Origin of the sequence: Shewanella avicenniae (assembly GCF_017354945.1) — a bacterium.
Classification (GTDB): domain Bacteria; phylum Pseudomonadota; class Gammaproteobacteria; order Enterobacterales; family Shewanellaceae; genus Shewanella; species Shewanella avicenniae.
This window is the reverse complement of sequence record NZ_CP071503.1, coordinates 1,381,989-1,408,516: the sequence shown is the minus strand read 5'-3', so window position 1 is coordinate 1,408,516 and position 26,528 is coordinate 1,381,989. Positions and strand designations below refer to the sequence as shown.

Sequence of the window (26,528 nt, the reverse complement as noted above, 5' to 3'; positions counted from 1 at the left end):
CCTCGGTGCAAAATGGTTGGTGGTATCGCCCCCAAAAGCGCCACCGTTTTTTTAGAATTTCACTGTTACTCTGTGAGCAGGCGGTAGCCCGGCAACGTTAAAAAGTCGACCAATTCATCTGAGGTGGTGATCTCTTCCAACAAAGATGCAGCACGGATAAATTGCCCACTACTGAAACGCTCTGTGCCTACTTCGTCCTTCACATTTGATAGCTCCTCGGTGAGCATCTGTCTGAACAAGGCTTTGGTGACCAACTTGCCGTTGGTCAAACTCTTCTCATGGCGGATCCACTGCCAGATAGAGGTACGACTGATCTCTGCTGTCGCGGCGTCTTCCATCAATCCATAGATAGGGACGCAGCCATTACCAGAAATCCAAGCTTCAATGTATTGCAGCGCGATGCGGATATTGAGGCGCATGCCCTCTTCGGTACGTTCACCTTCGCAAGGTGCCAGCAGCTCACTTGCCAAAATTGGCGCATCAACATCGCGGGTGATATGCAGCTGGTTTGGCCCGCAGCCAATAAAGCCATCGAATACACCCAGCGCAGTTTGTGCCAAACCAGGATGCGCAATCCACGTGCCGTCGTGGCCGTTCCGTGCTTCAAGCTCTTTATCGCCAGTCACTTTTTGCAACACTTTGGCGTTTGCTTCTGGGTCTTTGGCAGGAATAAAGGCCGCCATGCCGCCCATCGCTAATGCGCCACGCTTGTGACAGGTCTTAATCAACAAACGTGAATAAGCACTGAGAAAAGGCTTCTCCATGGTTACCTGCTGACGATCAGGCAAGACGCGGTCTGGGTGATTACGTAAGGTTTTGATGTAGCTGAAGATGTAATCCCAACGGCCACAGTTCAGCGCCACAATGTTAGAGCGCAATTCGTAGAGGATTTCATCCATCACGAACACAGCAGGCAGCGTTTCAATCAAACAAGTGCACTTGATGGTGCCTGGCTGCAGGCAGAAGCGTTCTTCCGCAAAGGCGAATACTTTTGCCCACCAACGCGCTTCAATATGGCTTTCCAATTTCGGCACGTAGAAGTAAGGACCGCTGCCTTTTGCTAACAGCTGACGGTAGTTGTGATAGAAGTACAGCGCAAAGTCGAACAGACAGCCGGGGATCGGCTTCCCATGATGCAGCACATGGTTTTCAGGAAGATGCAAGCCACGCACCCGCGCCACTAATACGGCAGGGTTGTCGTTGAGCTTATAATGCTTACCAGATTCTGGCGCGGTGTAGGCAATCTCGCCGCGTACCGCGTCTTGCAGATTCACATGGCCTTCAACTAGCTTCGTCCAACTTGGTGCCAATGAATCTTCAAAGTCAGCCATAAACACTTTTACGCCAGCGTTTAGGGCATTGATGACCATTTTACGATCGACTGGACCAGTGATTTCTACGCGACGGTCTTGCAGATCGGCAGGAATACCACGGATCTTCCAATCGCCCTGACGGATTTCCGCAGTGTCAGCTAAAAAGTCTGGGAGTTGGCCTGCATCAATTTGACGTTGGCGCATACGACGCTGCTCTAACATCGTTGGCACTTCAGCGGCAAACTCATCACACAAGGATTGTAGGAACCCAAGTGCGCCCTCTGTTAGCACTCGCTGCTGACCTTCAACAAAATCGCCGACAATCTGTAAGTGACCCATTTGCTGTTCGTCACTGGTTTGCTTTGCTGTCTGTTGCATGGTGGTGGCTCCTCACTCGCTTTAGTTAGCACATCCTCAAATGTGCCTTTACGACGAGAAACCTACCGACATTTTTTAACCAGCGCAACCGTACAAAAATCACCCAAAAATGCGATTTGGTTGCTAACAAATTGGTATGACCAAAACGTTTTTAAACTATAATACACTGAATTATATTAACTTTATTTTATTGTGAAATTTTACAAACAATCCAATGTAAAGTTGTCAGATGAATTGACCAATTCACAATCAGGTAATTAAATTACGTCACTAAAATTATGATGTAATTATTTTATTACACACAGAAGACAAAGTTACGGCCGCATATATGACAAAAATTCGCCAACATTACGTGAAGGTAAACCTGCTAACACAGTAAAAACAGAGTATTTCTGTAAAATTTTACAAAAGAAACTTAACTATTGCCGATTTTTGAGTTTACCTACACGTCAACTTGTTAATAGCTTGTAAAATTTGACAAATAGAAATGTGATAAAAGACGCACAAAATCGGAAATTATTTTGGTCAATCACAAAAAAATTTCATTTTTGCGTTTTTTTATTGGAAATCAGCGCTTATCAAGCACAAAAGGCAGCTCCAGCAGCGTTGATCACTTGTGGCAGCTTGAGGCGGTTACTGCGTATTCGGCAGGTCGAAATGTGTGAGGCAAAGCTGTTGCGTTGTAGCGCACGGTTGCAAATTCGCTTGAAACCCTGCGCCAAACACATAACGGTTATCGCTTGATACTCGCATTTGATTAACGCATTCGATGACAGCAACAGCAGCGTTAGCCTGTCGCCATCACCTTCGTTTTAAAGCCCCTTGTCGCGGTCTTGTTGCATTAAACTGGCGAGTTCTAAACGCCCTTGGTTGGAAATACGGATCAAGGCTTTTAAGTCATCACGGTGCTGTACACTGGCTTTCACTTGAGCTTGATCGTGCTCTGCAAAAATCCTGACCCGCTCTGCCGCTTGTAAACGCGACATCCCCAGCTCATGCAGTACCCATTCGCTGGCGTCTAATGCTGAGCCTAGCGTTTCACGGAAGATTTCAGTCACACCGAGGGCCATTAAGCGATAGGCATGGTTACGATCACGCGCCCGCGCAATAATAGTGACTTTAGGAAAATGCGCCTGCACTTGCCCAACAATTTGCAGCGAATCTTCCACAGAATCCACCGCGATCAAAATCAACCGCGCCTTATCTAATCCGGCCGACAGCAACATATCTAACCGCTTCGCATCCCCAAAATAGACCTCACCGCCGAATTGGCGTACCACATCGACGTGTTCAGCATCTTTATCTAGTGCCACAAACGGGATCCCTGACGACGCCAAAATCCGCCCGGTGATTTGCCCCATACGGCCAAAGCCAGCAATCACCACTTCGCAGTCAGATACCGGCGCTATTGCATCGGCAGGGCGAGCAAAATCATCGGTTTTACGCTTATCACTGCGTAGCAACTTGAGTAAAAACGGCGTTAGCACCATGGATAGCCCAATCACCAACACCAGCGCTTGAGACAGCGTTTTGGTCATCAAGCCCGAAAGCTGCGCCTGCGACAATAACACGAAGGCAAACTCCCCGCCTTCAGCCAAAACAATCCCGAGGGTCATCGCCGCCCGCCAACTGTGTTTGCGGAATTTGCCCACCAGCAACAACACCAGCGCTTTGATTGCCAGCATGGCAACCAGAGCCCCCAGTAACAACAATGGCTCGGTAAGAATTAAACTCAAATCCATGGTCATGCCGACGGCCATAAAAAACAGTCCGAGCAATAACCCTTTAAAAGGCTCGATATCGGTTTCCAATTGATGACGATAACTGGAGTTGGCCAACATCACTCCCGCCAAAAATGCCCCCATACCGGCAGAAAGCCCCAGCCATGCCATTAATGACGCACTGCCCATTACCAAAAGCAGCGACAACGCCGTAACGACTTCACGCACCCCGCTTGAGGCCACCAGATACAGCACCTTAGGCAACACATAGCGCCCTACCACTACAAAACCCGCCAGCGCCACCAAGGTCAAATACCAAGGCACCGCTTGCTTTGATTCATCCGCCATATCAGGGGCTAGATAGGTTGTCAGCAGCAACATTGGGATCACGGCGAGGTCTTGCATCAACAACACCCCAAATGCATCCCGCCCTACGGGAGTTGCCAATAATCTTTGTTCGGTCATCAACTGCACCGAGAATGCCGTAGACGACAAACTTAGCGCGGCACCAATCACTACCGCTGGCGCCAATGCCACCTCAAACTGCATTGCAAGCAAGGTAATCGCCAGCCACGACACCAGCACCTGCGCGCTTCCCAGCCCCAAAATGGCGCTGCGCAGTTCCCATAGTTTGCCTGGGCTCAACTGCAGCCCCATGATAAACAGCATGAGCACCACGCCAAACTCTGCAAAATGCAGTACGGCACTCGGCTCTGACACAATCGCAATACCGCCCGGCCCCAGCAAAACGCCGGCGGCCAGATAAGCCAAAATAGGGCCAATCCCGACCCGCTTACCCAAGGGTACAATCACGACCGCTGCTAATAAAAACAGTAAAACGGAGACAAATAAGCCATCCTGATCCATCAGGGTTCCTCGTGAAAAAAACTATCGACCAACACACAGACGCAAAAACGCCACCAGCCTAGCGTGGATGTAGGTAAAAGATGTGAATTTTGGACAACCGACACGGTAATACGCGTCCGAAGACAGTAGGGACTATTAGTATATGCTTGAGCAAAAGCAGATTAAACGGCCAGTTTGAAAAATCCGCCAACTTTTTTCGCGCACTAGCACATTGTGAAACTCAGCGATTAATCACTGCGAATCGTGGGCGCTTGTAGATGAAAATGATTAGCCCTAGCTACGGCGCTAGTTACTCAGCTAATCCAGCAACTCGCGCAGATAAACTAAACAAACCGCACAAAATTTTGGCCTGAGATCGAACTTGTTAATATTCTGTTTGTCATAGCTCTCAGCACCAAGCCTATTGTCCTTGTCACCATCAAGGGGCTTGGTTATCATGGCCGACAATTTTTCTGGAAGTAGTGCTGTCAATGTTGATTAAAAAGCAAAGTCTTACCTTGTTGGGTGCAGTGGCGCTCAGTTTATCGTTAAGTGCATGTAGCGTGATGGACTGGTTGGTGTATAAGCCAGATATTCCACAAGGCAACTACATGGAAACGCAGCAGGTTGAGAAACTGCGCATCGACATGACCAAAGAGCAAGTGGAATTTATTCTCGGCCGCCCAGTTTTGCGCGACAGCTTTTCCGACAACATTTGGTACTATGTTTACCACTTCAAAAGTGGCCGTGATGCCTCGGTAATTCATAAAGAGCTAATTGCCCACTTTAACGGCGACAAGCTGACATCCGTCACCGGTGACTATGAACTGAGCGCAGAATTCAACACTCCGCTCGATCAAAGTGCCCTACTCGCACCAGCCAAGAGCAAAGCCAACAGTAACGACGCCGCACCGCTGATCCCAGAAAGTCGAGCAGATGCAAAACCGTTGATTGAAGAAAATTAATCGAATGAGTGCGTCAAAACATGCTGACAAAAAAAGCGCCATCTAGGCGCTTTTTTAATGCAATCTATTTATCCCGTTAGGAGATCTTGGCTCCGGTCGTCTTATTGATACGCCCTTCATCTTTGGCTTTCTCCGCACGACGGCGACGCACCTCTTTCGGATCGGCAATCAATGGCCGATAAATCTCAATCCGCTGCCCCGGCTTAACTTCGTCCGTTGGCTTTACCTGATTGCTAAACGAACCAAGTTTAAGATCATCCAGGTCAATCTCAGGAAAAAACGCCACCATACCACTATGTTCAACCGCCTCTTTGAACGTTGTGCCTTGGGTGACCGTCACCGTAATCACTTTTTGTTGATTCGGTTTCGCGTAAATCACATCCACCGGAAACATCTGCTCATCAGCCACCGTAAACCTCCTTGGCACGCGCAGTAAATGCCGACACCATTGAGTTAACTAACTCTTTAAACACCCGACCAAACGCCATGCCCACTAAGCCGTTGGCAAATTCAAAATCCAACTCAAACTCAACTTTACAGGCGTCTTCAGTTAACTCAGTAAATTTCCAACTACCATTCAAATGACGGAACGGACCATTCTCCAGCTTCAGCTCAATGCTTTTACCATCAACAACTTGGTTACGGGTAGTAAATGTCTTACTGATCCCCGCTTTGGCAATATCCACCGACGCCACCATAGTGCGGCCATCAAACTCCAGCACTTTGCCGCCCACACATCCCGGTAAAAACTCTTTGTACGACTCAACATCATTAACCAAATCGTACATCTGCTGAGCGCTATAACGCACCAGAATATTACGGGAAATATGCGGCATTCCGTCCAACTACCTATGCTGAAAATTTTGAAAGCGGGATTGTAACATGCGAACAGAAAAACGCACCTTTACCCCACCAGATCAGACCAATATGCACAAAAAGCCAGCACCTAAACTGCCACTAATCGCGTTAACAACAAAAACTTAGCAGCCCCAATTCCAAAATGTTTACCGCTGCGTATAATAGCGGGCCTATGGCTAAGAAGAACGCAAACAAAAAAGGCACTACACCCGCGGCTATCGCGCGGAACAAACGTGCCACCTTTGAATACCGGTTCGATGAAAAAATCGAAGCTGGCCTTTCGCTTATGGGTTGGGAAGTGAAGTCAATTCGCGCAGGTAAAGTTAACCTGTCGGATACTTTCGTCCAGATCAAGAACGGCGAAGCCTACATGTACAACTGTAACATTGTGCCGCTTCATACCGCCTCGACGCATGTCGTATGCGATCCAACCCGACCACGTAAGCTCTTGCTCAATCGTCGAGAACTCGACCGTTTGGCAGGACTTGTCGAACGTCAAGGTTACGCTCTGGTTGCTATTTCTATGTACTGGCGTAAAGGTGCATGGGTGAAAGTGGAAATCGGCCTCGGTAAAGGTAAGAAAGCGCACGACAAACGCGAAGATATTAAAGAACGCGAATGGGCCATTGAAAAAGCCCGCGCGATGAAAAAATAACAGCGCGTTGGCCGTAATTGCACGGATAACGAGCAAACAGTTGTAACCTTCACTTGAAAAAATGGTCTAAACCCATATAACAGGTTACAATTGGGAACAATTTCGGGGGCGATTCTGGATTCGACGGGATTCGCGAAACTCCGGGAGCATGCCGAGGGGCGGTTGGCCTCGTAAAAAGCCGCAAAGTTATAGTTGCAAACGACGATAACTACGCTCTAGCCGCTTAATGCCGCTAGCCATCTACCACACGTCTCGCACATGGGCAGTGGATCAGATGGTCACCCTACATCGTGCTAGCGAGGGAACCTTGTTCGGGGGTGAACCGCGAAACAGTACCGGACTCACCGTTTGGAATCCTGTCTTTCGGAGTTCAACCGGTTAAATAAAAGAGAGACTAAGCATGTAGCGCCTTGAGCGTAGGTTTTTCGGACGCGGGTTCAAGTCCCGCCGCCTCCACCACTTTCCTAAATGACTGATTCTATTACGGTTTCAGTCCTTTTTCTTTAACTGGCGTCGTTATTCCATGTGCGATAGCTTGTGTTACTGGAGTAAATTATAACCAATTAACCTCTCCGGCCATCTCGATGGCTCTTAATCTACTTTACCAAATTGATTTGACTCGATTTACAGTTAACCGTCTATCGGCAAAAAATTAAACTTTTAGACCCACAATGCCAATCCAAGAACACTAAGGTCAGTAAACGCGGCGAGTCTTACACCTTGATTTGCCAAGATTGTGATGCGGCGACACCGATTGGTTGATCAGTTATCTATTGGTAACAGGCCATTTTGCGGTATGGTTAGGTCAAGGTTAATGTGTGAAGTTTCAAATGAATAACAACTATTACAACCAAAATGCGCAGGCGTTTTTTGACGGCACAATTGCGGTCGATATGGCGCCCTTGTATCAACGCTTTGAGCCATATCTGCCAGCGCATGCCAAAGTAGTTGATGCGGGGTGCGGTTCAGGGCGAGATACGCGGTACTTCTTAAGTCGCGGTCATGATGTCAGTGCCTTTGACGCATCCGAAGCTATGGTAATGCTGGCAAGCGAAAGTAGCGGACATAAGATTTGGCATAGCAGTTTCCTCGAATTTCAATTACCCACTGCCACGCAAGATGCGGTTTGGGCTTGCGCCTCATTACTGCACGTTCCCACCGATGAGTTAACTGCCACATTTATGCACATCGCGCAGTGGTTAAAACCCGACGGTATTTTGTACTGTTCGTTTAAATATGGGGTTGATGTAGTCGAGCGCGATGGACGCCGCTTTACCAACCTTAATGAAGCGCTCATTGCGAAACATTTGGCGCCAACAGCGTTATCAGTTAAAGAGCTGTGGCTCACCAGTGATTTACGCCCTGGCCGCGAGAATGAACAGTGGTTGAATGCCATCTTGATTAAGCGAACCGAACGATGAGCCGCTCCTCCCTGCTCACGCTCGATCATCATCTGCTGACGGTAGGCAATGATGACCAGCTACTGCAACAACTGCTGCATGCCATCAATCATGCCGATGAGATTGAAATTGCAGTGTCTTTCATCAGGCAGTCAGGGCTTGAACTATTAATGCCCGCGCTGGTTGAAGCAATCGAGCGAAAAGCCGCTACTGATGAACCACTGCAATTACGGCTGCTTACCTCAGATTACTTAGGTATTACCGAACCGACAGCGTTAAGAGAGCTCTGCGCCCTTAATAGCGATGATGATGACATCAACGTCAGGGTGTTTGAGTGTGGCCAGCAAGGCTTCCATATGAAGTCTTATATTTTCGCGCGCAGCCACCAGCAGCAACTGCTCGAAGGTACTGCATTTATCGGCTCGAACAACATCAGTAGACCAGCGTTAACCACAGCTCATGAATGGTCACTGCGGCTTGACTGCCAAGCGAACAGCGACAGTAAAACACAGCAAGAATTTCAGCATATCCGCCAGCAGTTCAAGGCCATATTTAATCACCCCAATGCCAAACCACTCACTGATGCATGGATTAGCGATTACATTAATCGCCGTCAGTCGGTGGAACTCAATCCCGTTATCAACAGCCTCGCGGGTGAAGCCCAGCTTTCATATCTGCCAAACGCAGCACAAATTGAAGCGTTGCAAGCGCTGAACATCAGCCGAAAAGCCGGATTTTTGCGGGGTTTGGTGGTGATGGGCACTGGCATGGGGAAAACCTTTTTGGCCGCGTTTGATGCCAAACAGATGAATGCCAAACGCGTGCTGTTTATCGCGCATCGTGAAGAGATTTTGAGCCAAGCACTCAATACATTTGCCAAAGTACACCCGAAAAAATCATCGGGGTTCTATCATGGTAAACAAAAAGATCGTGACCGCAATTTTCTGTTTGCCTCGGTTCAAACCCTTGGTCGTAAAAGTCATCTGACGCATTTTGCTAGAGATGCCTTTGATTATGTGGTGATCGATGAATTCCACCACGCCAGCGCAACCACCTACCAAAATGTGCTCAACTATTTTACGCCAGACTTTTTGCTGGGTTTGACCGCTACGCCGGAGCGGACTGATCAAGCCAATATTCTCGCGTTGTGCCACAACAACTTGGTGTTTGAGCGCAATCTGGTGCATGGCATTGATACAAAGATTCTGGTGCCGTTTCATTACTACGGTATTTGGGACAGCAGTGTCGATTATCAAAGTATTCCGTGGCGCAATGGCAAATTTGACCCCGCGGCGTTGGAATATCAATTCGCCACCCATAAGCGCGCCCAGCATATTTTCCAGCATTGGCAACAGCGCCAACAAAGCCGCACACTGGCGTTTTGCATGTCAAAAGCGCATGCCGATTTCATGGCTAACTATTTTAATCAACAGTTTGCGGATTCTGGCTTACGCGCCATTGCGGTATACAGTGGTTCAGCGGTACGCCGCAACGAAGCCTTGACCATGCTGGATAACGGCCAAGTGAATGTGGTGTTTTCCATCGACCTGTTCAATGAAGGCACAGATTTACCCTCGATTGACACAGTGATGATGTTGCGGCCCACCGAGTCCAACATTGTGTTTCTGCAACAATTAGGGCGAGGACTACGGCGCCACAGCAACAAATCGCAGCTAGTGGTGATCGATTTTATTGGCAACCACAACAGCTTTTTCAACAAAAGTGCAGTACTGAAGTTATCGACAGCCACTATGAGTAGTGGCGCTATCGACCGCCCAGCACCGGAACTAGGCGCCGGTTGCCGTATCAATATTGATCCCGAAACCGTAGATTTCTGGCACAAGCTCACCAAGCAACTGCGCACCACCGCAGTTGAAGATTACCAAGCATTGGCGGCACAACTTGGGCATCGCCCCAGTGCCACCGAGTTTTATATTGCTAACATTGATGACCGGCTCGGTAAGGTCAACAAACAACACGGCAGTTGGTGGGAGTTAGTGGCACGCATGAGCGATGATCCGCAATTAACGGGGCAGGTTAATCAATACCGCGATTTTCTGCTGCATGCAGTGCAAACTACCAGCATGAACAAATCATTTAAGGCCATTCTGCTTGAAGCCTTTGTCGAGCTTGATGGCTTTCGCACGCCGCCCACGATTGCGCAACTCTGCCAACAAAGTCGGCTAATTATTGACGGCTACCCTCACCTCAAACAAACCGATTTTGCCAGCAAAGAAGCGATGGCAGCTATCAATGATACCAACGGCAACAAGTGGCAAAGCTACTGGCGAAAGAACCCAATCCATTTCTCTATGCAAGCCGACAAGAAAACCGGTGTGCAATGGTTTATTGAAAAAGAGCAACACTTTGCCGCTAATTTTGCAGTTAATGAGCAGGATGTTGAGCCATTAACGCAGATGACTAAAGAGCTAGTTGATTATCAACTGGCGCGCTACTGCAATGTTAAAGCTATTCAACCTCTCAACGTGAGCGACAAAGTGGATGAAACGGAAGAGACAAAATCTGCTCCGTTGAAGATTGACGAAACTCAGAGTGCCACCGTCACGCCTATAAGATCTGCAACACCTTTAGCAGCAGAACCGCTTGCTGCCGAATACGCCACAGATGCCACTGAACTGCCGTTCTATCCGAATCTCAAAATCGCTTGTGGCCACTTTAAAACAGGCCGCGACGATGACTGTGAATGGCGTCCAGTGACAAGGCACCAAGTTGATCCCAAAAAGCACTTTTTAGCCCGTGCATCAGGTAACTCGATGAACGGCGGCAAACAGCCAATTAGCGATGGAGACCTCTTGCTGTTGGAAGCTGTATCACCGGCTAGTGCCGGCTCTATTACAGGCAAAACCTTAGTGATAGAGATCCAAGATGAAACTGGTGATAACCAATATTTGCTACGTGTAGTCGAAAAAGATAAGCAAGGGCAATACTGGTTGCGCGCCAATAATCCTGATTATGAGCCGATGTTAGCGACCGACTCCATGCGCACCTTGGCGCGGTTGAAAGCAGTGCTAACGGAGTAATTCAGCCAACCAACGTGGCACATACAAACAGCGCGCCTGACTTTCGTCGGCGCGCTGTTGTTTTTTAGCCGTTAATGCTTATGCCATTGCGCTTATGCCATTGCGGCAAAGTAACGCCGTAGTTCGCGCTCAAGCACCGATTTATCATCGGCGTCGATGGTAGCCAATTCGGGGTGTTGCTGCAGTTGCTGTTTGAGCCAATGGCGCAGTGGCCGTGCTTGGCGCCCCGCGTTGGTGATCTCGATAAATAAACACAGCACCTGATAGACCATATTGGGTTCATCCACATCGGGATAAAAGTCCAACGCCAGCAAATCATCCAAATCTATTCCGAGTCGTTCCAGCGCAAGATAATTGAGTTGCAAGCAATCGGCGTCGACCGCTTCAAGTAAACGGCTGAGCCATTCATCGGGTTCGGCATCAGTGAGATAAAACGGTGAATCGTCATCCTCAAACTCAGTTATCGGGTCTATCTCGTTATCGCCTGCTATATCGGTGTCTGACTTCCGTAAAAAGGCTGGAATATCCATGTAATTAAGCTGTTCCAGCGGCCTAACGATATCTCTTGGCGCACCACCCGATCCACCGCTGTAAGCTACGTCCATTGGGGCGAATTGGCGGTCACTCATCAGTGGCGCAGATGAGTAGCACACGTCATGATGAACCGGACTTGCAGCAGAACCAAAGCCCATTTCGCCCACGGGGCGTGTATGTTTCACGCTGCGCAGTTGTGGCAGTTCAGTCGATTTAGATTCGCGCTCAGCCACCAACACACAACTGGTGTGCTCGGATAGCAGCGCGTATTTAACGGCTTCAGCCGTGGCGAACTCAGCAACCGTGATAAACGGCAGTCGCTGTTTTGCCGCTAATCTGGCCAGCGTTGCATTGGCAATCCCGCTAAAGTGACGTACCGGAATATCCACATTCAGTTGCTGCTGTTGCTTGTGCAATGTGACTGCGACAGTAGCGGGTAATGCGCTCGGCTCGATGGCACGGGGCTCAGAGGCATTTTCCTTTCGGGCTTTTGTCTTTTGGAGCATGTGAGCATAGCGTTGATAGCCATCACCACTAAAACAGACATTGGGAACAGGTAGCTCAATCGCGGGGGTCGGCCATGACACCGCAATACGGTCCAGCACTGCAAAACGGCTGCGTCTAAATTGGCTCACTATCGCATCGGCCATCGATTCATTGGGCGAGACAAACACCGCTTCGGCGCCCGTGTCGCGCGATAACCGAGTCAATAACGCCTCATTCACCGCTGAGCCAACACCAATACTAAATACTCGCATTTGGGCGCGGTTAGCCAACTTCAGTAGCTCGCTGCTTTCCCAGATTTCGCCGTCAGTGATCAGCAATATTTGGGTGCTAAGCTCAGGATGCACGCCTGTTTGCAGCGCCTTTTCAAAGGCTGTCAACATGTGGGTGCCGCCCATAATGGCATCGATCTGCTCAATTTGGTCGGCTAAATGCCTCAGTGCAGCAGCTTCGGCTTTTACTGGCTGAGCAAACAGCGCTTCGGCATCTGAGCCAAACAGCACTAGATTGAAATAGTCATCAGGCAGCAACAGGGTTTTGATCGCCCGCAAAGCTTTGCGCACTTGCTGCATCGAATCGCCCAACATTGAGCCAGAACAATCGATCACAAACTGAAAGCATTGCGGCGCTCGGCTTGCGGGTTGGTCAAACTCAGGCAACAGCAGATTGGCGCAATATTGCGTACCAAACTCGCTTTGCTCCACCAAGAGTTCGCCAGCAAAACTGCGCGGTGCAGCAAGATTGATGATGATGTCGCGATCGGGGATTAACTGCTCGGCGCTGAGTTCCAAGCAGTTGTCCAACATTTGCTGAGTGAGCGAATGGGACGGACAAGCAACGCGGGCATCAGCCAACGCGCCTTGAACGCGGAAACTAAAGCTCATACGGGCGCCGTTATCCAACGCGTGTTCAATCTGTTGCTGTGGTTCAAGCCCCGCAGCAGATGCATCACCGTAGCGTTCGCCGATGGTGCAAGGAAAGTAAAACCGCAGGCCGTGATCTTGCCAGCGCAACACTTGAGCGTATTGAATGCAGATGCTGACCTTATCTTGCGGCTGCAAGTTACCCACGTTAAGGCTATACAAGCCATCGTCAATCTGGGTCAGTAATACCGCGCTGTCGCCGTCCGTAATGGCATCTTCGTAGGTTTGCTCACCTTCCGATTTTGCCACAATATTGGCCACCAGCACTTGCTCGGCCAAAGTTAGGGTTAAGCCAAGGATCACCGCATCCAGTGGCAAGGCAAAGGTGTACACCGCCTCAATCCAGTCATCCTCTTGATTAATAAACTCATGGGTGAGTTGCACCTCATTGATCGCACCATTGAGCTGCGCGGCAACCGCGGTATGGCGCAGCACTATGTCACCGTTAAACCCCAACGGCGCTTGGCCCAGCACACTATTCATCCCGAATGTCATCCTGTTTTACTCCTTGCTGCGCATCTTGATGCGTTACTTGTTGGTAGGTGTTTATCAACGCTTGCGCCAAGGTGCGTAACTGTTCACTGCTGAGATTGGCGGCGCTGGGGTCGATCATTAAGGTTAAGCCGTTGGCGAGGTGCAGATGACTTACCACTTGAATATCGCCGGGTTTGGGTTGCAAGACTGGCAGCTCAGGCGCGTTGCTTTGCGCCAATAGGGCTTGAATACGTTCAAGTGACAAGCCAGCAGTTTGCCAGCGTTTGATTTTAATGAGTTGTTCAAGGTGGTCGGCGTCATACCACGCACCGCGACCATTGCCATGCGGCGCTGAAATCAGCCCTTTTTGCAGATAGAAGCGCAGGGTTCTCACCGATATATCCACTAATGTGGCGAGTTCATTGATGCTGTATTTGGTTTGCATTGGATACTCTTCGATCACCTTGAATACAGTAAATCTATACACCATAAATGTATTGATCAACTGTATAGATAAATTTAGATCGATAAAACGATCGCTCACGGTTGCAAACAAACGCTGGCGCGGCATAAATCTTTAATACTTCCGGTGAGTTAGTCTCAGTTCGCCAAACATCTCGCAAAAATTAATTAGAAAATTAACTTGATCTTTATCTCAAAAAAACGTTAAATCATCATCCGTTGATTTATAGTTGTTGCGTCCTCGCCACAGCGCACTCGCCAACGTTTCTTTGCTCGATTTTCACTACATTATTTTTCTACTTACTTGCACTCACTGTGAGCTGCGAGCAGGGATCTTTGATTTTATTTAAAAGCATATGTCAGCGTTTTCAGAAAGTTACTTAACAGCACAGCCACACAAGCAAGCCATTAAAGCCTGGTTGACTAACCAAGGCGTTAGCTGGATTTATGTCGCGAAAGTGCTACTGGCAATTACCATTTCCTACTGGTTGGCGATGTTTTTGCAGTTGCCGAGCACCCGTTCGGCGGCACTCACAGCGCTGATCGTGATGCAGCCGCAAACCGGCCAAGTGCTGACTAAAAGTGTGGCGCGGATTATTGGTACTGTGTTTGGCCTGGCCATCAGCTTGTTGCTCGTGGCGCTGTTCCACCAGCATCCGGTGATGTTTGTACTGGGCACGGTGCTCTGGTGTATGTTCTGTATCGCCGGCGCGGTGCGTTATCGCGATATGCGCAGTTATGGTTTCTTGTTGGCGGGTTATACGGTGGGGATGATTGGCATTCCCGCGGCGATGGACCCAAACATTGCAGTACCAGTGTCGATTGGCCGTGGTTTGTCGGTGATGTTAGGGATTTTATGTGGTGGGATTATTACCGCATTGGTGTTTCCTGATACCACGGAATCCGCCTATAAGTCACTGTTATCTAAACGCCTCAGTAGCTTTTGCGAACACTCGCTGGCGCTGTTTAAACATCAGATTTCACCAGAAGCTTACCAAATTGCCCGACTCAGATTTGCCTCGCAAGCAGTGATGACCGAGGCTGTGCGCCAAGCCGCCTGTATTGAAGATCCGCATATGCATGTCATGCGCAACCAGTTGATCCGCCTCACCCACAACTTTATGGCGCTGGGTACGCGGTTACATGCACTGTCGCGGTTGTTTTTTGCTATTGATGCCCAACCAGCGAAGTACCAACTGATCACCCATGCAGTGAACCGTATTAACCAACCGCTGATTGATTTGCTTGAAGAGCTAGTCGCTGATGACATCAACAGCCCGCGTGCGGCCAGTTATCAACGGCGGATGGACTTGATCTGTATGTCGGCCAAACTGTCGATTCGCGAACAACGCGCGCAACTATTGGCAGCGCCTGATTATCTGGCATTGTCTGCCGCCAATCAGCAACGGCTATTTGAATTGTACGAAACCAACGTGGAGCTGCTGTTCCGCTTTACTGACCGCTTACGGATTTATCTTGAGGAATATGCCGCGCTTAGCCAACAACAAACGCCAGCGCAGCAAGATGAGCCTGCCCCCAAATGGTCGTGGCAGTCGTCGGTTAACTCGCTGTATGCGCTCTCTTGCGGCCTGCGCGCTGCCATTGTGATTTTTGCCATTTACGGCATGTGGTATCTCAGTGGTTGGCAAGGCGGCACCATGTTTTTTCAAACCGCAATAATCGGTTTGATGCTGACCGCCACATCACCGGCGCCACATAAAATGATGGTTGGCATGGCACAAGGTGCGGGACTGGGTTACATCATCGGCTTTATCATCACCTTCTGGTTACTGCCTAAAGTCGACGGTTTTCCGCTGATGATGGCCTGCATGGCGCCCATTTTTGTTCTCGGCACTTGGCTGACATTAACCCCCAAATATGCGGGTATGGGCATGGGCGCGATGATTAACTTTAGCTTTGTCGCCTCACCCGCAAACCCCGCAGAATTCGACCCGGCAACCTTTGTGAATATGGCGCTCTCAGGTTACCTCGGCATGATTATCGCAGCGGTGATGTCGTCGCTACTGTTCCCGCCGTCAGGCCGCTGGTTATCTAAAGCGCTGATCCATGATTTGCGCATGTTAGTGCCCTTGGCAAGCAAAGACAATTTACGCGATTTAAGTGCCAAAATTGACAGCCGCTGCCGTGACTTACTGCATCACACTTATGGTCTCACCATGGGGCAATCAGTAGTGCAAGGCCGCCTACTCAACTGGTATTCCAGTGTGGCGTCGGTGAGTCACGCTACGGTAGAGATCCGGCAACTGCTGGCCCAACTCAATCAAGATAGTACGCCACTGACAATTGCGGAGCGGCGCTGGCGTAAGTCATTAGTGACCATGAAAAGTGCCTTGGAGTTGCTCTATCAAACCCCGAACGAGCGTCATTATCGCCATGCGCTGAGGCTGACCGAGCGGGTGATTGCGGTCACCAAATGCCAGCTAGAACCTGAGACTCAACTGTTCGATGAATCACCTAAGCGGCAAATGATGAGCTATTTACACTTTATTCATGCGGCATTACTGGATCAGGTTGGCCCATTTAAAGCCTACAATAAGGCATTTATCCCCGAGTTGACGGCTGCCCCCGCGCCAGCAATCGCGCCAACCGTTAACACCTAGAATGAATAAAGAGCAGACTATGACCGACACTCCTTCTACTGCGCCGCGTCGTCGTGGCCGTCGCCACAGTAATGAAATTTCCGGCCGCGAGGCACTGCTAAGCTCGGCAATTAAAGCCTTTGCCCAGCATGGATACGAAGCAGCCAGTTTGCGTACGATTGCCAGTGGTGCCGATGTTGATGTGGCACTTTGTGCCCGTTTATTTGGCAACAAAGCCAAGTTGTGGCAAGCGGTGCTCGACACCGTCGCTGACGAGTTTGAACAAAAGCATCGCGCCACCTTTGAAGCCATTAATCAGTTGGCCGATAGCCAGCCCTACCAAGCGATGTATCAATTTATTGAGTTTCATACTCGATTTACCATTGAACATCCTGATTTATCAGCCTTTATGTTGCAAGAAGCCACCATGAATGCTGAACGTACCAAAGTGATTCAGCAGCAAGTGATTAAGCCGATGCAGCAGCCGATGCTGGCCGTAGTAGCCAAAGCCAAAGCAGCCGGAGTAATTGATTATCACGATCCATCGCTGTTTTTGCGCATGTTAGTGGCCGCTATCGTGTTTCCACTCACGGTGCCAGAAGTCAGCCCAAGTGCGCACAGCCAACCGCTGCAGCAACGGATTGTTGCCGAGGTTAGCAACATATATTTACGCCAACCCATTACCCAATAATTTAGTATTTTTAATTGCTTAGAGGAGCATATGAGTCGTTATCTTTTAGGCGCCCAGCAACCGCGTAAGCGCTACGGCGGTTATCTTGCCGGCCTAGTGCTGCCACTGTTGTGCAGTTGCGCGTCTTCCGATGGCATTGCGCCACACGCGCAAATGGCCAGCATTCCTGCAATGAGCAACGTTGCGGATAAAACTGCATCAGCGCCAACCCCACCGGTCAGCGAACAATGGTGGCGCGCGTTTACTGATCCGCAGCTCGATTCGCTTATTGCCCAAATGACTCAGCTCAGTCCCACACTGCAACAAGCGGTAGATCGTATTCACATTGCCCAAGCGCAACTTGGCGCGGTCAGCGCGATTGACCAACCCAAGCTGAATGCACGCGGCAGTCTAGGCGTGGAACATTGGCCGCAAGATACCCACTATGGCGCTGGGCTTAATGGCGATACCACCTGGAATAACACTGCGGGCTTAGCCTTTGACTACGATATCGATCTGTTTCAGCGCCAAGATGACCGCGACCAACGCGCGCTCGCACAACTGGCGATGAGCGATATCAGCGCCCAAGCCGCGCAGTTACAGCTTACCGCCAATATCGTCCGCAGTTATATTCAGCTGGCCTTGGCCTATGACCAACTCGATGTGCAACGTAAACGCCTCAAGCAGCAGCAAGAGATTATCAACCTCACCCAAGCCCAGTTCGATTATGGTTTAGGTTCACGCTACGACCTGCAACAAGCAGAAGCCCAGCTGCCGGTGATAAAAAGCGTGATCCGTGGGATTGATGAGCGCATCGCATTAAACAAAAACCAGTTGGTGACCTTGGTTGGCTTGCCGTTGCAGCAAAGCACCAATATTCAGCGTCCAACGCTGACCTTAGCAAGCAACCTCGATTTACCTACCAACTTGCCGCTGTCGCTGATTGGCAACCGCCCTGACATTAACGCCAGCCGCTGGCGCATTGTGGCGCAGGCGCGCAGCATTGATCTGGCAAAAGCAGACTTCTACCCCGACATCAACCTGATGGCTGGTTTTAGCCAAGTGATGACGGTCGGTAGCCTGAGCCAAATTTTCAGTGCCCAGAACCGCAGCTATTCTGTTGGTCCGGCGATTTCATTGCCGATTTTCGATGGCGGTGCCCGCCGAGCACAACTCGGAATCGCCAGCGCCAGTTACGACGAGGTGGTGCACAACTACAACGCCACCCTGCAACAAGCCCTGCGCGAAGTGTCCGATGTACTGATCCAGCAACGTTCCGCCCAAGATCAGGCGCTATTAGCCGACGAAGCAGTAGCGCGCGCCAATCAAGTATTTAAAACTGCTGAAACCGCCTTTAAACAAGGATTTCGCGACTATTTGCATGTGTTAGATGCGCAAACACGCTTATTAGAGCAAGAGCTGGTAAGAGCCAATGTGCATGCTCGCTTGCTGACAGTTGAAGCGGATTTGGCTATCGCGCTTGGTGGCGGCATTAAATTTAGCGCACCCACGGAGCTGCAACTGCTGCCGACACGCGTACACCTTGCGTCCGCAAGCAACGGCGTTGCTGCCGCACAAATCACGGAGGAGCTAAAATGATGCGCGAACTCGCCTTTCATAGTTTTTACTTCCCCACCGTTACTGCCATGTTCGCGCTGGGTTATTTCCTCACATTAGCGCTGAACCATATTTTGATGGTGACCGGAGCCTATCGCCACATCTGGCACCCTACCCTATTTCGCATTGCAATCTATATCGCGATTAGCAGCGCTCTGTCGCTAACCGTTTATCTTTGAGGCTAAAAATGACATTGAAGAAGTTGTACAGCATCTTATTTACCATGCTGATTGTTGTTGTAGCGTTGGCCTTTGTTCGCGCACTTTGGCTGCACTATATGAATGACCCTTGGACTCGCGATGCGCGCGTGCGTGCCAACGTGATTAATATCGCCCCCGATGTGGCGGGATTAGTCGAAAAGGTACTGGTGCACGACAACCAGCTAGTGAAAAAAGGCGAAGTGTTGTTTGAGGTTGACCCTGCGCGCTACCAACTGGCGATGCAACGGGCGGTGAACAATGTGATAGCGCGTAAAACCGATGTGGATCTGCGTAAAGAGGAAGCCGCACGGCGTCGTGGCGCCAATGATTTGGTGGTCTCGCGTGAAAACCGCAGTCAAGCAGACAGCGCTGCCAAGGTTGCCGAAGCGGAATATCAACGCGCTTTAAACGAGTTAGAAGCAGCTAAACTTGACCTGCAACGCACCAAGATTCGCGCCACCGCCGATGGTTACATTACCAACCTTAATCTACATAAAGGCGATTATATTCAGGTCGGCCAAGCAGCGATGGCGCTGATCGATAAGGACTCGTTCTGGGTGTATGGCTACTTTGAAGAAACCAAACTGCCGTTGGTGAAAGAGGGAGAAAGCGCCGAAATCACACTGATGAGCGGCGAGAAGATGCATGGCCATGTGAGCAGTATTGCCCGCGGCATTTACGACAGCGATAACCCAGACTCGCAAGAGCTAATTGCCAATGTGCGCCCCACTTTCGACTGGGTACGCTTGGCGCGCCGCATTCCGGTACACATCAGCCTAGATGAACTGCCACAAAACCAAATTTTAGCGATGGGCACAACCTGCACTGTGGTGTTGAATACCGAACATCAACGCGAGTGGTGGGATATTTTCTAGCCACTATTTACGGATGAAATATGAAAAAGGCCAGTGAGCATAAGTGCTACTGGCCTTTTTTAATGGTGATTTTCAGTAAACAGCGCGCTAGTCTTCCAGCTCAATGGTTTTAATATACTTGGCGGGTACACCGCCGACGATGGTATTAGGCGCAACATCTTTGGTCACCACTGCGCCCGCAGCCACTACAGCACCATCACCAATGGTCACACCGGCAAGCACTGTCGCATTAGAGCCAATCCAGACATTGTTGCCAATGGTGATGGTCGCAGGAATGGTCGAGCCGCGTTTACGTGGGTCAAGATCATGGTTCAGCGTGGCCAACACCACGTTATGGCCAATCAGCGCACCATCGCCAATATCAATGCCGCCTTGGTCTTGAAAGCTGCAACCACTGTTAATAAATACGCCTTTGCCGACGGTGATGTTTTGGCCGCAATCGGAATAAAACGGCGGGAACATAGCAAACGACTCATCAACTGGCTGATTAATAAGTTGGGCAAATAGCGCCCTTACCTCTTCGGCAGTGTGATAACGATTGTTCAATTCAGCAGTAATTTTTAACGCCCGTTGCGACAACTCATACATTTTTTGGTGCAGCTCAGAGCCGCCTTCAACGCGACCACCACTACGCATGTAAGCTAAATATGTTGCTGTATCCATATAGGTTTTACTTTCCTGACTAGTCGAAGATTATTCCGCTAATGACAAGGTCACCGACACCTTTGCGCCTGACAAGATCTGCTTCAACTCTTTGGCTGAGACATTATTCACCCGCGCCAAGCGGGTCAAACTCCAGCTGTTGTGGTCGTAATAAATCACGAAGGCTTTGCCAAGATACAGAATCACGTCACCTGCTTCGGTATCGATCTGCTCATCATTACGCGGCAGGCTAAAACCTAAATCACCGACCTTTTCCATAGCGCCATAATCACGCATATCGATGCTGACGGGGCCTTGAGCCAAACGTTGTTTTAGGGCGGTGGCCGATGAGTTGTCGGCGAATGTAGCGGTAAGTGTATGCTCACCCACTTGAATAACTAACATGGGAATTGTCCTTGCGGGAGTCGCGGCAGCGGTAACAAACGGCAGTAAATAACAGATAAAGGCGGCAGCTAGATAGCGGCGGTACCGCCCTTCAATGCTTAGCATGCGTCACCACTCCATGGTTTAAAGATGAGTCAGCGAGTGTAACGCAGCGAACAAGATGAGCGCAAAAAGTTTATCCGAGATCGGCATGAGGATCAGCGAGTTCCACGCGGTTACGGCCCGATTGTTTGGCGCGATACAAGGCTTTATCTGCTTGGTTAAGCAGCTCAGCGCTGGTTTCGGCCGCATCGGAACAAGCCACCCCAATACTCACGGTAATCGACAGTTGCGGCGCAATATCGTTGCAATCCATGGCGGCCACGCCATAACGTAAGCGTTCACTTACTCGGCGCGCCTGCTCTAAGGTGGTTGCGGGCAGTAACATCACAAACTCTTCCCCGCCCCAACGCGCACAGACATCAAATTCGCGGCAGTGCGCTTTTAACTGCTCCGCTAACAACTCTAACGCCGTGTCGCCCGCCTCGTGGCTAAGGGTATCGTTGATGCGCTTAAAGTGGTCGATATCCAAAAAAGCCAACGCCAGTGGCTGACCACTACGTTTGGCACGGCTAAACTCCCGCGCGAAAGTTTCATCAAATGAGCGCCGATTAGGCAGCCCAGTGAGCTCATCTTGCATCGCTTGCTTCTCAAGGGCGAGCGCTTGATGACGCAGCATTTCTAACAATTCTGATTTTTCATTGTTAAGTTCAGCAAGGTGTGTCGTATGTCTGCGCAACTCTTCGGTTTTTAATTCCACCAAATGCAGCAGTTTGGCGCGGCTACGTCTTAAGCTATGAGTACGCCACAGCACGATAGCACCGATTAACAGCAACAACCCCAGCAAGGCCAGATAACTTACCCAAGTAGTTTGCCACCAAAATGGCTGTTTGATGATTTGCAATGTGGCGGGGGTACTCCACTCGCCCCCCGGATTTTGCGCTTGAATTTCGAGCTGATATTTGCCCGGTGCCAAGTTGGTAAATTCGATTTGGTGCTGATTACCGTTCTCACGCCAGACTTGATCAAATCCCTGCAAGCGCGTGCGGTACAAAATACGTGACGGCATGATGTAACTTAACCCAGCGTAGCGCACCTCGATGCGTTGTACTTCGGGAGCAATGGTAATGGCGTGGCTCAAGAGTTGCGCCTCACCGTCAAGGGCAACGTTTTCAATCTCAACGTTCGGCGTGTATTGGCTAAAGAGATACAAGCGATTAGGGTCGACTCGGGCGACACCACGGGCAGTAGACATCCACAAACTGCCATCGGTTGATTTAGCAATGGTCGGCGATGAACCGCCGTTGGCTTGGGCACTGATCAAACCATCGCTTTCGCCGTAAAGCACTATCGGCAAGCGCTTTAATTTGCCATCAAATACCGCGTTAGCATCAGCCTCGCTAAAGCGCAAAATGCCGCGGTTACTGCTCATCCACATATCGTGTTTGTCATCGATATATACTTGAAAGTACTTATCAAATGGCAATCCATCTTTTCGGCCAATGACCTGCGTTTCACCGGTCGCCAAATTATGCCGCATCAGGCCGCGGTCAGTAGCGCCCCACAGCAGCTGCTTTTCTGATTGATGATAAAAGCCAAAGGCATATTCAGCGTTATCAAAGTGATTAATGGCAATATCGTTGAACTTACCGTGCGCCCACTTGGTGATGCCGGTGCCGGTGCCAATCCACACTTGGTCATCGACTTGCGCCATCGCCACAATAAAGTTACCTGGCAGTCCGTCCGCGGTGGTGATATTTTGCAATTTTCCGTCTTTAAGAATGCTCAAGCCTTGCGAGGTTCCCACCCATAAACTGCCATCTTTACTCAGCGATATTGCCCGTACTTCGTTGGAGATCAGCCCATGTTGGCGGTCAAGCAATAACGTTACTTTGCCATTTTTGTAGACAAACACGCCGGAGGTATAGGTGCCGATGTAGAGAGTGCCATCGGTCTGCTGCGCTAGGCTTAATACCGATTGTTTAGGAATGAGCGACTCCACCACTTTATCAGTGGTGATGTCATAACGGCTCAGGCCATTGGAGCTGCCAATCCACATGCTGTGATCGTCTTGATCGGCTAACACCGAACGGACATAGTTGCCCGCCAGCCCTTGGGATTCTGTCACCGTCGAAAATGGCACGTCACGCAGCCGCAACAAGCCGCCATTAGTACCAATCCAAATGCTTTTCTCTTTATCTTGTAGCAGACTAAGCACCCGATTGCGCGGCATTTCGCGGTCGGTTTCGAGATGTTCTAAGCCAAATGGCTCACTAAAGCGATAAACGCCACGTTCAATAGTGCCAATCCACAAACTGCCTTGGTGATCGAACATCAGTTCCGACACCGCAATGTTAGCAAGTTTGGGCACATATTGCTGACATAACGCAGTATCGCACTGTAGCAAGCCAAATTCCGTTGCCACCAAGTAGCCATTGGCAATGGGCAACACATCAAATACCGGCACGGCGGGAATAGCCTTATTGAGGTGAAATTGCTGTTTATCGAAAACCACCGCGCCCTTAGAAGTACCAATCCACAGTTCACCTTTGGCGTCTTTTGCTAAGGTGTAGACCGAATTACTGGGCATACCGTTATCGACCGTCCATTGCTCACGACGGCCATCGCTATACTCGCGATAAAGACCATCGCCCTCGGTTGCTACCCAAAAACTGCCATCATCTTCGGCAACAATATCGTTTACCAGACCGCCCACGGCCTGCAACGGCTGCCAAACATGATGAGTTACTGAGGTTAACCCACCGCGTGATCCCCCTAGAATCAAACGGCCAGTTTTATCCACATGGGTACTGCGCATACCCGCATCGGGCAACCCAGTAGTGCGATCTCGACCAAAGACTTTAAATTCACTGCCATTAAAGCGAGCAACGCCTTCCCAAGTCGTTAGCCAGATATAACCTTCGGGTGTTTGTGCAAGGCTATTTACCGTGTTGTGTGGCAAACCATCGCGGGTGGTCCAACTTTCTTGGAAATAACGATTAATTGGCTGAATAGCATAAATCCTAGCACCCGCATCAGCGCTGGCAGCAAGACTGTAACTTAGCGCCGTAACGGCGAATAGCAAGGTAACAAGTCTATGAAGGTTCAATCCGTTTGCGTCCTTTGTGCTGTCAAAATCATGATCCACAACGCCGCGCACTCAACTTATTGACTAGCGTTACGCGGCAACAAATGCATCCAACTCAGGCTTAGCATTGTTCTTAATCGTTATCATTTGTCGAACATAATTGAGCGGGGATTCATTATTTTTTACTCAATAAATGCCGACGTCCAATGCTGTATCTTATAGTGCAACATTACACAAAAATCTAATTAACTCAAAGTCGTAAACATCAACAATGCGCATGACCTTAGTCTATGGTTTTGAGTAAAATTTATGCTGAAAAATCAGTCATGGCAATTAGCATCAAAATAAGAACAAGGTCACATCCTTAATTATTTTTGTCGACTTCCATCGACTCGCGCGATAAGTGGCAGATTCGCCGCACTGATTAAGCCTCAGATAAATAATCAGCTTCTATACTTACTGCTAACTCTATGAGCTTGAGAAGATAGCCACTATTACAAGGGAGTACGGATGTCAGTTAAATCTAAATTACGCTCTCGGTTATTACTCGCAGTTGCTGCAGCTTTTGTGAGTATTTTGGCTGCACAAACCATTATTCGATTTAACTGGACACTGCCACAGCTTGATCATTTAGCCCACTACAATGATCAACTCGACGTCAAACGGGTGAAGAACCAAATATCGCAGCAGCTGAATCTCAATAAAAATTTCACTTATGACAACGGTGTGTGGGACGAAAATTACAGTAACGCTCGCGAGAAAAATATCGACTGGTTTCAACAAAACTACTTTATTAAGCAAACTTTCGCCCATCAAAATCTTAACGGTATCTATTTCTACGATGCGCAGGGCCAACTCATTGTTGGCATGAGCGCCAACCGCGAATTTGAATTTATTGTCACTCCTGAGTTCACTGATCCGGCCATCTATTCGCCATTATTAATTACAACAAAGGAAGTGCAAGATAACCAACAGTTGCCGATCAGCAAGGTGCAATTTATAGAAGTTCATGGGAAAGCAGCTGTCGTTACCAGCCAGAGCATCGCGCCATCAAATGAACATGGCCCCAGCGCGGGCACTATGCTGGTTTGGCAATTTATTGATGATAAATTTGTTGAGTTGCTGTCACCCAATGGCCAACAACTGGTGCAACAACATCAAGGCGCTGACTTGGATGCTATTTTCCCTCATCTTTCCAGTGAGTGGGGCAGCAATGACGTTGATGCGCAAGTTTATCAAGGGCGTTTATTTATCGGCGTAAAAGACTTGCAACATAAGCCTCTCATCGCCTTCTCTATTCCGCAAAGTCCACGCCTGTATGACCGCGCAATTTTTGATTCATCCATACTGGCTGGCTTGGTGATGGCCATCATTGTCCTCGGCCTATTTTATTTCTTCATTCACAAAAGCATGATTCAACCAGTACTTAAAATGCTGAAAACGGTGAGCTATGTGTCACTCAGTAGTGACTATTCACAACGCACTGGACTCAGTGGCAGTAGTGAGTTGCACCGCTTAGGCGAACTTATCGATCAACTGCTGTGTGTGGTGGAAAGCAACAAGCAGATATTACAACAACAAAATGAACAGCTGGCCGCATTAAGTAATACCGATCAGCTCACCAGCCTGGCCAATCGCCGTTACCTTGATCAGCATTTGGCGGTGTTGTCCTCCCATGAGGCAAATCGCCAATTGCCATTATCGCTGCTAGTGATCGATATCGACTTCTTCAAATCGTTTAACGATACCTTTGGTCATGCCGAGGGCGATCGGATTCTGCGGCAGGTCGCCCATGCATTGAAGCAATTGACGCACGGCGCGACCGACCTTGTGTGCCGCTTTGGTGGTGAAGAGTTTGTGGTGGTGCTAGAAAATACCGACAAAGCCAATGCCGCGCATGTAGCCGATAACCTTTGTCGCGGCATAGAACAGTTAAAAATTGCCCACGGCGGCAAGAATGCCAGTGAATTTATTACCATCTCAATTGGGGTTGCGACTAAGCCAGCAGATCATGCTATTGACTCCCAGCAGCTATTTGAACGAGCGGATGCCGCGCTCTATCGAGCCAAATCTTTAGGTAGAAACCGCTATGTCTGTGCTGATAATGCCTAATCGCCAGTGATCCGCCCTTTGTTTTTCGCGCATTTAATGTGCAACCCTGCCTTTTAGTTCTACAAATTAGAAAGAAATCTCCGATATTTAGCGTTTGTGTAAAACATAATCGAAATTAATATAGTGCATGAAACGACGGCGGTGTTCATTGCGCCTACTCTCGGGCACCGTCGTCACCCAAATCACTTTTATTGGCCCGTCAACGC

The 26,528-nt window shown here is 49.4% G+C and carries 18 protein-coding genes, 1 other RNA gene and 2 pseudogenes; 11 read left to right on the top strand and 10 right to left on the bottom strand.

From position 1 onward, the window contains the following. Nucleotides 1-65: 65 nt before the first annotated feature. Together aceB and JYB87_RS06200 are read right to left on the bottom strand one after the other, a co-directional pair. Nucleotides 66-1,691, bottom strand: coding sequence for a malate synthase A (aceB, locus tag JYB87_RS06205; RefSeq protein WP_207356011.1), 1,626 nt, complete (start codon nt 1,689-1,691; stop codon nt 66-68). Nucleotides 1,692-2,503: 812 nt separating this feature from the next. Continuing rightward, on the bottom strand, nt 2,504-4,279 hold the full coding sequence (locus JYB87_RS06200; RefSeq protein WP_207356010.1) for a monovalent cation:proton antiporter-2 (CPA2) family protein: 1,776 nt from the start codon (nt 4,277-4,279) through the stop codon (nt 2,504-2,506). A gap of 470 nt (nt 4,280-4,749) precedes the next feature. Between JYB87_RS06200 and JYB87_RS06195 the strand changes: the two genes are divergently transcribed. Then, nucleotides 4,750-5,223: an outer membrane protein assembly factor BamE gene (locus JYB87_RS06195; RefSeq protein ID WP_207356009.1), complete on the top strand. Its 474-nt coding sequence runs from the start codon at nt 4,750-4,752 to the stop codon at nt 5,221-5,223. A gap of 76 nt (nt 5,224-5,299) precedes the next feature. Here the strand turns inward: JYB87_RS06195 and JYB87_RS06190 are convergent, their stop codons facing one another. Both JYB87_RS06190 and JYB87_RS06185 read right to left on the bottom strand, forming a co-directional pair. Then, the gene (locus tag JYB87_RS06190) at nt 5,300-5,617 is read right to left on the bottom strand and encodes an RnfH family protein (RefSeq protein ID WP_207356617.1); all 318 of its coding nucleotides are present in this window, start codon (nt 5,615-5,617) and stop codon (nt 5,300-5,302) included. A gap of 7 nt (nt 5,618-5,624) precedes the next feature. Beyond that, nucleotides 5,625-6,059, bottom strand: coding sequence for an SRPBCC family protein (locus JYB87_RS06185; RefSeq protein WP_207356008.1), 435 nt, complete (start codon nt 6,057-6,059; stop codon nt 5,625-5,627). Nucleotides 6,060-6,253: 194 nt separating this feature from the next. On the opposite strand from JYB87_RS06185, the gene smpB reads away from it, so the two are divergent. The 4 genes from smpB (at nt 6,254) to JYB87_RS06165 (ending at nt 11,177) form a co-directional block, all read left to right on the top strand. Next, nucleotides 6,254-6,736, top strand: coding sequence for an SsrA-binding protein SmpB (gene smpB / locus JYB87_RS06180; protein WP_207356007.1), 483 nt, complete (start codon nt 6,254-6,256; stop codon nt 6,734-6,736). A gap of 104 nt (nt 6,737-6,840) precedes the next feature. Then, nucleotides 6,841-7,195: a transfer-messenger RNA gene (gene ssrA / locus JYB87_RS06175) on the top strand. A 371-nt stretch (nt 7,196-7,566) separates the two neighbouring features. Next, nucleotides 7,567-8,157 carry a class I SAM-dependent methyltransferase gene (locus JYB87_RS06170; RefSeq protein ID WP_207356006.1) on the top strand — a complete coding sequence of 197 codons (591 nt, stop codon included), beginning with the start codon at nt 7,567-7,569 and terminating at the stop codon, nt 8,155-8,157. After that, complete coding sequence (locus JYB87_RS06165) at nt 8,154-11,177, top strand: DEAD/DEAH box helicase family protein (RefSeq protein ID WP_207356005.1); 3,024 nt, start codon at nt 8,154-8,156, stop codon at nt 11,175-11,177. The genes JYB87_RS06170 and JYB87_RS06165 overlap by 4 nt, the downstream gene beginning before the upstream one ends. Before the next feature lie 92 nt (nt 11,178-11,269). Here the strand turns inward: JYB87_RS06165 and JYB87_RS06160 are convergent, their stop codons facing one another. Both JYB87_RS06160 and JYB87_RS06155 read right to left on the bottom strand, forming a co-directional pair. Continuing rightward, the gene (locus tag JYB87_RS06160; RefSeq protein ID WP_207356004.1) at nt 11,270-13,633 is read right to left on the bottom strand and encodes a VIT and vWA domain-containing protein; all 2,364 of its coding nucleotides are present in this window, start codon (nt 13,631-13,633) and stop codon (nt 11,270-11,272) included. After that, on the bottom strand, nt 13,614-14,057 hold the full coding sequence (locus JYB87_RS06155) for a MerR family transcriptional regulator (RefSeq protein WP_207356003.1): 444 nt from the start codon (nt 14,055-14,057) through the stop codon (nt 13,614-13,616). Before JYB87_RS06155 ends, JYB87_RS06160 begins: the two co-directional genes overlap by 20 nt. A gap of 373 nt (nt 14,058-14,430) precedes the next feature. Between JYB87_RS06155 and JYB87_RS06150 the strand changes: the two genes are divergently transcribed. Genes JYB87_RS06150 through JYB87_RS06130 form a run of 5 tightly spaced genes read left to right on the top strand, consistent with a single transcriptional unit; the run spans nt 14,431 to nt 20,036 of the window. After that, complete coding sequence (locus JYB87_RS06150) at nt 14,431-16,695, top strand: FUSC family protein (protein WP_207356002.1); 2,265 nt, start codon at nt 14,431-14,433, stop codon at nt 16,693-16,695. A gap of 19 nt (nt 16,696-16,714) precedes the next feature. Further along, nucleotides 16,715-17,365, top strand: a complete 651-nt coding sequence (locus JYB87_RS06145; protein WP_207356001.1) for a TetR/AcrR family transcriptional regulator — start codon at nt 16,715-16,717, stop codon at nt 17,363-17,365. A 30-nt stretch (nt 17,366-17,395) separates the two neighbouring features. Beyond that, nucleotides 17,396-18,943, top strand: a complete 1,548-nt coding sequence (locus tag JYB87_RS06140; protein WP_207356000.1) for an efflux transporter outer membrane subunit — start codon at nt 17,396-17,398, stop codon at nt 18,941-18,943. Beyond that, complete coding sequence (locus tag JYB87_RS06135) at nt 18,940-19,140, top strand: DUF1656 domain-containing protein (protein ID WP_207355999.1); 201 nt, start codon at nt 18,940-18,942, stop codon at nt 19,138-19,140. The genes JYB87_RS06140 and JYB87_RS06135 overlap by 4 nt, the downstream gene beginning before the upstream one ends. Before the next feature lie 8 nt (nt 19,141-19,148). Continuing rightward, nucleotides 19,149-20,036 carry an efflux RND transporter periplasmic adaptor subunit gene (locus JYB87_RS06130; RefSeq protein ID WP_207355998.1) on the top strand — a complete coding sequence of 296 codons (888 nt, stop codon included), beginning with the start codon at nt 19,149-19,151 and terminating at the stop codon, nt 20,034-20,036. A 108-nt stretch (nt 20,037-20,144) separates the two neighbouring features. On the opposite strand, the pseudogene JYB87_RS18895 reads toward JYB87_RS06130, so the two are convergent. The 4 genes and pseudogenes from JYB87_RS18895 to JYB87_RS06115 all read right to left on the bottom strand — a co-directional run. Further along, nucleotides 20,145-20,294 (bottom strand): annotated as a pseudogene (locus tag JYB87_RS18895) (DapH/DapD/GlmU-related protein); the annotation flags it as partial. A gap of 75 nt (nt 20,295-20,369) precedes the next feature. Next, a pseudogene (locus tag JYB87_RS18890) lies at nt 20,370-20,498 on the bottom strand (sugar O-acetyltransferase); the annotation flags it as partial. 231 nt (nt 20,499-20,729) lie between these two features. Next, on the bottom strand, nt 20,730-21,083 hold the full coding sequence (locus JYB87_RS06120; protein WP_207355997.1) for a cyclophilin-like fold protein: 354 nt from the start codon (nt 21,081-21,083) through the stop codon (nt 20,730-20,732). Nucleotides 21,084-21,258: 175 nt separating this feature from the next. After that, nucleotides 21,259-24,231, bottom strand: coding sequence for a ligand-binding sensor domain-containing diguanylate cyclase (locus tag JYB87_RS06115; RefSeq protein WP_207355996.1), 2,973 nt, complete (start codon nt 24,229-24,231; stop codon nt 21,259-21,261). Between the two features lie 489 nt (nt 24,232-24,720). Between JYB87_RS06115 and JYB87_RS06110 the strand changes: the two genes are divergently transcribed. Further along, entirely contained in the window at nt 24,721-26,322 is a 1,602-nt protein-coding gene (locus tag JYB87_RS06110; protein ID WP_207355995.1) for a sensor domain-containing diguanylate cyclase, read from the top strand. Nucleotides 26,323-26,528 lie beyond the last annotated feature (206 nt).